9 protein-coding genes and 1 pseudogene are annotated in these 9,687 nt (G+C 35.6%); 8 read left to right on the top strand and 2 right to left on the bottom strand.

Annotation, left to right across the window (positions count from 1 at the left end):
* Positions 1 to 1,049 (bottom strand): annotated as a pseudogene (locus FJR38_RS28705) (phytoene desaturase family protein); the annotation flags it as partial.
* 679 nt (positions 1,050 to 1,728) lie between these two features.
* Between FJR38_RS28705 and FJR38_RS20690 the strand changes: the two are divergent.
* Both FJR38_RS20690 and FJR38_RS20685 read left to right on the top strand, forming a co-directional pair.
* Entirely contained in the window at positions 1,729 to 1,989 is a 261-nt protein-coding gene (locus tag FJR38_RS20690; protein WP_168491934.1) for a hypothetical protein, read from the top strand.
* Positions 1,990 to 2,115: 126 nt separating this feature from the next.
* Positions 2,116 to 2,373: a hypothetical protein gene (locus FJR38_RS20685; protein WP_168491937.1), complete on the top strand. Its 258-nt coding sequence runs from the start codon at positions 2,116 to 2,118 to the stop codon at positions 2,371 to 2,373.
* A gap of 268 nt (positions 2,374 to 2,641) precedes the next feature.
* Here FJR38_RS20685 and FJR38_RS20680 read toward each other — a convergent pair whose 3' ends face one another.
* The gene (locus FJR38_RS20680; protein WP_168539135.1) at positions 2,642 to 4,024 is read right to left on the bottom strand and encodes a cytochrome P450; all 1,383 of its coding nucleotides are present in this window, start codon (positions 4,022 to 4,024) and stop codon (positions 2,642 to 2,644) included.
* 606 nt (positions 4,025 to 4,630) lie between these two features.
* Between FJR38_RS20680 and FJR38_RS20675 the strand changes: the two genes are divergently transcribed.
* The 6 genes from FJR38_RS20675 to FJR38_RS29105 form a co-directional block, all read left to right on the top strand.
* The gene (locus tag FJR38_RS20675) at positions 4,631 to 6,844 is read left to right on the top strand and encodes a phosphoketolase (protein ID WP_168539133.1); all 2,214 of its coding nucleotides are present in this window, start codon (positions 4,631 to 4,633) and stop codon (positions 6,842 to 6,844) included.
* A gap of 132 nt (positions 6,845 to 6,976) precedes the next feature.
* On the top strand, positions 6,977 to 7,969 hold the full coding sequence (locus tag FJR38_RS20670; protein WP_168539131.1) for a hypothetical protein: 993 nt from the start codon (positions 6,977 to 6,979) through the stop codon (positions 7,967 to 7,969).
* A 317-nt stretch (positions 7,970 to 8,286) separates the two neighbouring features.
* On the top strand, positions 8,287 to 8,655 hold the full coding sequence (locus FJR38_RS20665) for a papain fold toxin domain-containing protein (RefSeq protein ID WP_168539129.1): 369 nt from the start codon (positions 8,287 to 8,289) through the stop codon (positions 8,653 to 8,655).
* A gap of 70 nt (positions 8,656 to 8,725) precedes the next feature.
* Entirely contained in the window at positions 8,726 to 9,019 is a 294-nt protein-coding gene (locus FJR38_RS20660; RefSeq protein WP_168539127.1) for a hypothetical protein, read from the top strand.
* A gap of 285 nt (positions 9,020 to 9,304) precedes the next feature.
* The gene (locus tag FJR38_RS20655) at positions 9,305 to 9,478 is read left to right on the top strand and encodes a type II toxin-antitoxin system HicB family antitoxin (protein ID WP_168539125.1); all 174 of its coding nucleotides are present in this window, start codon (positions 9,305 to 9,307) and stop codon (positions 9,476 to 9,478) included.
* Between the two features lie 45 nt (positions 9,479 to 9,523).
* On the top strand, positions 9,524 to 9,687 hold a 164-nt coding region (locus FJR38_RS29105; RefSeq protein ID WP_168539313.1), incomplete at its 3' end, for a type II toxin-antitoxin system HicA family toxin.

The following is a 9,687-nucleotide window of genomic DNA, read 5'->3' as shown; positions in this document are numbered from 1 at the left end:
TGATGAGAAAAATGCAAAGGTTCATCTAATGCTAAATCTATTTTCAGGATAGTTTCATTGTTGTTGATAATGCGGCGTTCTAACCTTTCCCATAAATCAGGATCAACTGCATCAATATCATTTTTATCAGTCATTTGTAAGAATAATCTTTGAGCATCAATATTAGAAATTACTCCATATTTAGCCCGATATTCTTGACCACCAGCCACCCTCACACCCTCTGCTGTAGCATCATTAATTAAAATCTTTTCCACGTGCTGCTCTGTGAGAATTACCCCACCTTTACTATTAACTAATTTCACCAATGCTTGCACCAAAGCACCCGTACCACCGCGAGGTCTAGCCATACCAGGATTATGACGCATGGCCATCATCATTACCCCAATTGCGAGATTTTTTTGAGAAGGTGGCGCACCTAATTCTGATGCTAATCTAGATAGGGGTGCTTTCAAAAATTCTTCATCAAACCATTCATTGAGAATATCTTCAGCACTATTGAGCATTGTCCGCACAAAATCAAAGCTTTTGGCTGGAGAACCCACTACAGAAAATAAATCTTTAACTTGTTGAAAATTGTAGTTGCCAAAAATATCTATAATTGATTTTGGTGGGGCATTAAACATAGGAATCATGGCGTTAATTGCCCGTTGCCAATAATCTGTAAACTCGGCATATTTTTTAGCATCTCGTTCATTGTAACGAGCGATTTCTGCACAGGTTTTTTCTAATGATTTATGAGCTAAAAAATATTTACCGTCGGGGTGAGGACAAAAGACAACTGGATCACATTCTAGATATTCTAAGCCATATTTTGTTAATTCCAATTCTTCAACAACTGGACCCAAATGGATAAATTCATGGTCAATGGCACACAAGTTAAATTTAAATCCTGGTGCTTTGTCTGGGATACATTCTTCTGTTGTCGCTGCACCACCAGGAACGGAACGTTTTTCTAGTAGTAGGACACTATAACCTGCTTTGAGTAAATAAGCTGCACAAACTAAGCCGTTGTGTCCAGCACCGATAATGATAACATCGTATTCTTGCATATTTTTATGACAGAAAAACCTGGTTTTTTCATATTATTATATTTACAGCAAATTGCAACTAAATTATTAAAAATTTTAATAACAATTAGTTAAAAAGAATATGGATACCCAATCTATGCAAGAAATACGGGATCTTGTTTCTGGTTTTGTACGTAATTTTGATACGTCAAATATCAAAAATATGTTGGTGATTAAATGATAATAGCATCTTTGCAGATAAATACACGAGTTATCGGTGATAGAAGCCAGGATGAGAGTTTAGGGTTGCAAGATGTCAACAGGGAAATATGTCCCAAGAATTATTATCAAAGGTATAAGTTTCTAGACAAAATTCTTGGAATTATGTCCTAAAAGCAGGTGCATCAAACTTTACTATTTTAAAATTTTGTATTATTTTAATGTGATAATCTCAACATATAAAGGTGAAATTTTCAGACAAAATTTTGTGGTTTATGTCTTTACATAACATCTAAAAATATTTTTGATATTGAAATATCCTATCATGTTAATTTAATAATTTCAACATATAAAGGTGAAATTTTCAGACAAAACTCTGTGATTTATGTCTTAATTTCATGTGCATAAAGCTTTATATCTATCGAATATTTAGATTATTTTAAATTTAGTTATGTACAAAACATAAAAGAAAAACTAACTCTTGAGTAAGAGCATAAAAAAAATGAAGAAAATAGTAATTGCAGACTTAAAATCTAATAATGCCGAAAGCCTTTTTCGTGAACTATCGCCGACTGAAGCAGAGATTGTATCGGGTGGTAGTGGTGGGAGTATTAATAATTATTTTATATCGGCTATGACAGGAAACTTAATTGGTTCACAAAATGACAGGAACGGCATAGATAAGAGCACTACCATCCGCGATAATAAGGTCAACACTATAGACTATTCCAGGGCTATATACATTATCATAAATTCTTGGTAATTAATCATGTGTAATTACAAAATTTATAGTTGAGGGTAAAACATTTTTTTAGGGTTTTTGTTTTCACAGATTTTACCCCTCATAAATTTTCATATCTGCTCATTTCTGGATTAGTAAATTAAGACAATGGCTGCAATCATGAATACTGAATTAAGTTCTGTTGAAGTGAATAGACTTTTTCATAAACTGACTTTAGAGGAAATGGAGTCAACATCAGGAGGTAATATGGTTATTCCTTTATGGAGTAGTAATTATAAAATTATTGATGATGGTTTAAATAGCTTAAATAGCTTAATAGGTACATATCTCACCCCATTCGGTTTTTACGATAACAAGATATTAACAATTGATTTTTCAGATACAGATGTCTATTTGATAGTTTAATCAGTTGCTAATAGTAATTCTTATTTAACTCCTGTGACTAAAAAAGAGGTTTTAAAGGGTGTTTATCCTTTATGAAACAAGCTGTTTAGCCACCTTGTTACCCGTTAAGATAAATCTGTGGGTTATTAGCACATAATCTAGTACAACAAGGCGGAAATAACCAAACCATTAAAAATACCTGAAAAGCCTGCTTAATATGCTTTTTAAATTTTTAATGATTAATTCCGCCCTGCGGTACTAGTTTGGCGCATTTTGCTAATATGCTGTATTAAACAGTCGCTTTTTCTAACTTTACAGATGCTGGTTGACGGAGATTTTCAATTACTAGATTAATAGGACCATTTGGACCTGTAACTAAACCCCGACGTTGAGGTTGAATTTCTTGGGTATCAACTAATTGCATTGACCATGTTTTCAAAACTTTAGCTAATATTAATTTCATTTCCATTTGAGCAAATGCTAAACCTATACAACGTCTTGAACCACCCCCAAAAGGAATAAATTCATAAGGAGAAAATTGTCTTTCGATAAAGCGTTCTGGGTTGAATTTTTGAGGTTCAGGATAAATATCTTCCCGTTGGTGAGTTAAGTAAATTGAACCCATGATAACTGTACCTGGTTCAAGTTGATGACCGCAAATAGAAATAGGTGTTTTTACCTTTCTAGGGAAAGTTAGCATTGCTACAGGATAAATCCTTAATGTTTCATTACAAACAGCCGTTAAATAAGGTAATTTAAAGATAGTATTAGAATCAGGATTTTCTCCTAAACTATCCAATTCTGCTAATAACTTTTCGCGAACTTCTGGGAGTTTATGAATCCAGTAAAAAGCCCAAGAAATCGCTGTAGCTGTAGTTTCATGACCTGCGAATAATAAAGTCATTAATTCATCTCTTAATTCTTCATCATTCATAGGTTGACCATCTTCATCTCTAGAAGACATTAGTAAAGTGAGAATATCTGTCCGCTGAGGATCAAAGTTTTTTCTTCTTTCTTGAATTTCCTGATAAATGAGTTGGTCAGCTTTTTCCTGTTTCTTTATTTGTTGTTTCCAGAGTTCCGAAATACCAATTACATCTTTCAATTTAGGAAAATAGAGAAAAGAAACTCTCCAAGGAACACTACTTTGTTCAATAATTTCACAAAGTAGATTTCTGAGTTTGTCAGCTTGTTCTCCTTCATAAATGCCAAAAACAGCTTCCATCATGATCTGAAGAGTAATCTCTTGGGAAACATTTCTAATATTAAAAGGTTGATTTTTTGGTTGTTTATTGATAGTCTTTGTGGTAATGCTTTCAATTAATTCGGCATAATTTCGCATTCTTTCTCCATGAAAAGGAGGCATAATTAATTGACGTTGACGTTGATGGTTTTTACCACTAAGACTAATAACAGAATTTTTGCCCAATAAATATTCAAAAATACTATTCAAATCTCCTGGTGCTTCCAACTCTTTATGATCATTACTTAATACCTGCTGCATAGCTTCAGGAGAATGAACAAATAGAATTGGTGGTAAATTACTCTGTAATTTTAGAGCAAAAAGCTCTCCATAATTTTTAGCACATTCTCTCAGATAACTCATGGGTCTGAATATCCAGTTTAAAACTTGAATAGTAGATGGTACTTTTGGTCCTGGTAGTATTTGCATACATTTCTCCTGATATGATCACACAAGTAATTAGAGAATAACTCAACTTTAACTATAAACCCTCTGGGGGTAATTAGAACTTTGCAAGAAACAAAAATCTAAAAAATCATCAACTTATTCTCAATCTCCTGCTTTTGATAAATTTGCTGACGACAACCTTTAAGTACAATTTAAATATCAATAACTGACGATTTTTCACAATGACTCTGACTGGCTGACGATAACTGTGTGATATCAAATTAAGATAATAAGATTTCCAGAATAATTGACCGCAGATAAATATGGATAATTATTATCCTATGCAGCCTCACATAAAATTGGTATTAACCCTTATTTTATCAAACTACCCCCTCCCCAATGAAAAATTACCTTTCTTCCTTCTTCCCTTCTTTCTTCGTGTACTTCGCTCCTTCGTGGTTCATTTAATCAGTATTCTTCAAACAAAGACAGAATAACCGAAAAATCGTAATTATTTGGGGTAACTATTTAACCTACTTATGGTGATGTTGCAAAAAAGCAATTAACTATTAGATCCTCAAAGATGTAAAATTTTGATTACATTAAACCAGAAACTCAAGTTTTTACGATTTTATTAAGGTACTCAGCATGACAGCAATTACGACAAAGGCAGCTTCCGCAGTTCCCAATTTTTGCGAAGGGATACAATATTTTGGGGAAGCATTGCCAAATTTTGAAAAATATGGTGCAAATCCAGTTATAGAATCTGGTAAAGTAGCGATCGCATCCCCAACAGATGCAAATGCAGTATATCAAACCTTACTCGCGGCTGATGCCCTGCGCTACCTAACCCTACAAGTCACTGCTAGTAAGGCTTCTGGACATCCCGGCGGTTTTGCCAGCCAAGCGGAAGCTTATGCAGCTTTGGTCATGCTGGGACATAAAAACATTATCACCGAAGTCGGACATCACGCCCCCGGTTTTTATAGCGCCATGTTCTTAGACCGTTCCTTAGAAGACATGGGCATTTCTACAGTACAACAATTGCGCGATCGCTTTCGAGAAAAGCATGGATTATTAGGACACCTATCCGGCTACATTCCCGGTATTCTCGCACCGGCTGGACCCCTGGGACAAGGACAACATTTTGCCATGGCCGCAGCACTCTTGCACCGTGATAAACTCTTCCCCTTCACCGTGGGAGACGGGGGACTGGGTGAACCCTATATCATGAGTTCAATGGCGCATTTCAACACCGCTTACCCCACCGTCACCAACTTCTTACCCGTATTAGTGTGGAACGGTTACAGCCAAGAACACCACAGCATGGTATCTCTGAAAACCAACGCAGAGATGATAGCCTATTGGCAAGGTAACGGTTTTGCCGAAGTTGTGTTAGTCAATGCTAAAGATTTTGACGACCAAAATCAAGCCGGTGAATATGTTGATAGTACCGCATTTTCCTTTGCCAACCGCCTAGAATTTACCAAAGCGGTATTAGTAGGCATGGATAAAGCTGCACGTTCTGCACTTAGCGGTAAATTGACCGTATTTATTATCAAACAACTCAAAGGTGCAGGAGTCCATGATTTAGGTGCAAAATCACACAACCTCTATCCTAAAGATACATTGGATGCACCCCACATAATTACAGCATTAAAAAATCGGGCTTTATCTGTAGAAGCATGGCAAACAGTCCGCACCAATGCCGAACGTGCAGGAGGTGGACCGGCGGCTAAAACTGTGGTGACAGAATTTGAATTACCTTTAGCAGATTTAGGTAAATTACCATTAGAAGAATATAAAGTTGGGGCAGTTCCTCAAGTTGCTACAACTGTCATGGGTAAGTTGGTGGGAGTAGTAGGAAATAAAGATAAAAATTTCCTCGTGACTAACGCCGATGGTAACGCCGCTTCAGGAATTGGTAATATTAATGAAGCATTAAAAATCATTCACCCCACCACAGATGATACCTATCATCAAGCCCCAGGAGGTCAAGTTTACGAACCTTTGAGCGAAGATGCTTGTGCAGGTTTAGCGGCTGGTTTATCTTTAATGGGTGCGAGAACTTTGTGGTGTTCTTACGAATCTTTTGCTATCAATGGTTTACCAATTTGGCAAACTGTCACCCAAGCAATGGCAGAATTACGCCGTCCAACTCCCTCGACCATTACATTATTTACAGCCGGGGCATTAGAACAAGGACGCAACGGTTGGACTCACCAAAGACCAGAAATTGAAGCTTATTTTGCTTCTTTGATGAGAACAGGAAATGTTTTCCCATTATTTCCCCCAGATGCTAACAGTATTCAAGTCTGTTATGACTGGGCTTTGCAAACAAAAAATAAGGGCATTGTCATTACTGCTAGTAAGTCTCCATTGCCAATTCGTAGCACCTTTGCCCAAACTGAAAAAGGCTTAAATGATGGTGCGGTGTTATTACATGAAGTCGCTGGTGGGAAGACAGTTGTATTTGCTGTAATTGGCGATTTGACTTTAATTCCTGTGTTTGAAGCGGCGGCTTTTTTAGAAACTGAAGGTATTGGAGTGAAGATTGTTTCTATTATCAATCCCCGCCGTTTATATCGTCCTCATGATACTGCTTGGGATACTTGTTCTGAACCAGATAACGGTTTTTTAAGTGATGCCGATTTTGAGCAATTGTTTGGTGGAGATGCCTTAATTGGTGTTACAGGTGGGGCTGCGGCGATGTTAGAACCGATCATGTTACGCAGTAATTCTAAGCGTGATTCTTTCGCCTGGAAGCGTGGGGAAACTACCGCAAGTGCCGGTGAGTTGATGGCTTTTAATGGCTTGACTGCGGAGGCGTTGACTAAGCGGGCTATTGAGTTGGTGCATTAAGAATTTTTAACCGCAGATGTACGCAGATAAACGCGGATAATTTTGTGTTTTGTTGCGTAGATTTGCGGTTTTGTTGTGGGACAATAAGATTTAGTCTTGTGAAATAGACAGTAACTTTGAAGGAGAAATGCCATGAATGATTATGATATTGTAGTAGCTATTAGACGTAGTGATGGAACTCTTGATTCTCGGTATATCCAACCTTTGAAACAGTTTTTATATGAAGTTCAATCTATAGACATTGTGAAGCGATTAGTAGGAGAAGAATTGTTAGACTTATTAGCAAATGATTTAGGTATTGTAAAAGTAGATCATGAAAAATTAAAACTTCAGTATGTTAAACCTGGTCAACGTGGAGATGGAAATGTACATCAAGAAGTGATGAATTTACTAGGTAGATTGGCTGAGGCATTAATTGTCCGTCGATGTAATAAAGATATCAAGAGAAATCGTTTATGGGCTAGTTATGCTAGAAGAGGTAGACAAGTTGAGAGTTTAGATGAATATATTGCAGTAGGAACAGGTTTAGTTAGCACAAAACATAATAGTATTTACAATACAAAATATAATCCGAGTGATACCCAAAGAGATATTATTTGGGTTAAAAAAGATGACCCTATGAAAGAATTGCAGATGGGTAAAAAACATAAAGGTGGTTATCCTGTAGGTCTTCAAATCAAAGTTAGTAGAAATAAAAATACTGTGTTTAACAGTTTAGTTAAAAGAACCTATGGAGTTCCAGTAATATATTTTGATTTAAATAGAGATTTCCCGCAAGTAGCCGATAAACTGCTTCAAGAAAACTTGAGGTGGGATGAAGAGATGAAATGGCGAACTGGAGTAGATTTTATACGTGGTAGAGATATTGATCCCGAATTACACGATACTTTATTACATTTTTATCCACTTATTGAATTACTTTTCAGAGGTAAACTAGACTTGGGCGATTTGTTACAAGAAATACCAGAAGTTGAAACAGCACTAACAAGCAGATTTATAGAAACAACAGAAACAAAAGAAGTAGAAATATTAACTTTACCAATGTCACCAATATCATCTTTCTTTGTTAGCTTAACTGATGGATTGAAAAATATGCCAAAATTACCGATTTTTGGACAGCAATAATCAAGTCTTATATGGTGGATATAACAACAACATAACCCACCATTAATAACACTAAATTACAACCCAAAAACCCTGTATTTGTTCACATCATCTCACCCAACCATCACCAACTATCACGTAAATAAGAGAAGACAATAGAACCATCACAGATACACCACCGAAACATTCACCTCACCGAAGAATTATCACCCGAACAAAATCAAATCCTATTTTGTGCATCTTCTGGTTTACAATATAAAAAATAACTTAATACTCCCTTAACTATCAATCAGTAGTAATTAGGGTAGAAATATTAAAATTTGACAACCGGAGTGATTTTGAATAAAGAGGATATCATCTATCAACAAATTATAGCAATTGCCAGAAGTTACGGAATATTTGATTGTATTCCCTGTGCTAGAGCAATCAAAGAGTTTTTAATCAGACAAAGTATTCATGGAAAACATATTAAAATAGATACAAATTCTCAAGATCCAATTTATGGCAGAATTTATGATGATAGTATTGGAGAATTGATTGCCACCACAGGTCATCATGAAGGTGTTATAATTGAGATAAATGACGGAGAACTTGTTTTTGACAATATTCACCATCAAGGCATTACCCGATTAAGCTGGATACAGAATCTCTATTCACCTATTTTAGATGCAGGATTAGAGTTTCAAATCACAGAAACTTACTTTTAACCTAGAAATTTAGTGAGTTAAACATGGATAATCTCTACAAATTACTGCAAAAGATCAAAAAAGACCGGCAATGTATTTAGGTAAAAATTCTATTTTTAACCTACAAGCATTTTTAGATGGATACTATTTTGCACGTCGAGAAATTGGTATTCCCTTAACAGCAGAAGAAACAGAATTTCAAACTTTTTTACAATGGATAAGACACAAATTTAATGTAGAAACAGGTCAATTATGGTCAAGTATTCTTCTTTTCCATTCAGCAGATGAAAAAAGTGCAGTAGATAGATTTTTTACCTTGTTTGAAGAATTTTATCAAAATCAGAAAAATCATGAAATAGCAAAAATTGATGAATTAGTTTCATGAAAGAAAATAAAAATTACTGCGTAGGTTGGGTTGACACAAGGAAACCCAACAATATTAATAACGCTAAATTACAACGCAAAAACCCTGTATCTGTTCCCATCATCTCACCCAACCATCACCAACTATCATGTAAATAAGAGAAGACAATAGAACCATCACAGATACACCTGGAAACATTCACCTCACCTAAGAATTATCACCCGAACAAAATCAAATCCTCGAACAACTAGCCAAGAAAATTAGATATATTAATAATCAGCACACAAATATACAAACCCCTCCTGTATGAAATTTCAAGTAATATTCACCTATGATTCAGAATATCTAGGTTACGTTGCTGAAGTACCAGAACTTCCTGGTTGTGTCAGTCAAGGTAAAAGCTTAGATGAAGCAATTGAAAATATCAAAGATGCTATCAAAGGCTATCTTCACGTATTAGAAAAACATGGTAAACCATAAGTAACTAAAGAGTCTCAATCTTTTGTAGAAGAAGTATTATTATAAATAGGACGCTTATCAAATATTTCCGGTAAACAAACAGTCAAAATATTTGAAAAATTTGGCTATGCTGTAGATCATCAAACCGGAAGTCATATCATACTTTGGCACGAATCAAAACCCATTTTATCAGTTCCCAATCATAAAGAACTAGCACCAGGTTTACTCAG

This window comes from Anabaena sp. UHCC 0253 (genome assembly GCF_009712085.1).
Classification (GTDB): Bacteria; Cyanobacteriota; Cyanobacteriia; order Cyanobacteriales; family Nostocaceae; genus Dolichospermum.
This window is presented reverse-complemented; position numbering and strand designations above follow the sequence as displayed.

Excerpts from the sequence above, each read along its gene's own strand:
- FJR38_RS20690 (WP_168491934.1), top strand. The coding sequence starts at position 1,729 with ATGAAGAAAATAGTAATTGCAGACTTAAAATCTAATAATGCCGAAAGC.
- FJR38_RS20685 (WP_168491937.1), top strand. The coding sequence starts at position 2,116 with ATGGCTGCAATCATGAATACTGAATTAAGTTCTGTTGAAGTGAATAGA.
- FJR38_RS20680 (WP_168539135.1), bottom strand. The coding sequence starts at position 4,024 with ATGCAAATACTACCAGGACCAAAAGTACCATCTACTATTCAAGTTTTA.
- FJR38_RS20675 (WP_168539133.1), top strand. The coding sequence starts at position 4,631 with ATGACAGCAATTACGACAAAGGCAGCTTCCGCAGTTCCCAATTTTTGC.
- FJR38_RS20670 (WP_168539131.1), top strand. The coding sequence starts at position 6,977 with ATGAATGATTATGATATTGTAGTAGCTATTAGACGTAGTGATGGAACT.
- FJR38_RS20660 (WP_168539127.1), top strand. The coding sequence starts at position 8,726 with ATGTATTTAGGTAAAAATTCTATTTTTAACCTACAAGCATTTTTAGAT.
- FJR38_RS20655 (WP_168539125.1), top strand. The coding sequence starts at position 9,305 with ATGAAATTTCAAGTAATATTCACCTATGATTCAGAATATCTAGGTTAC.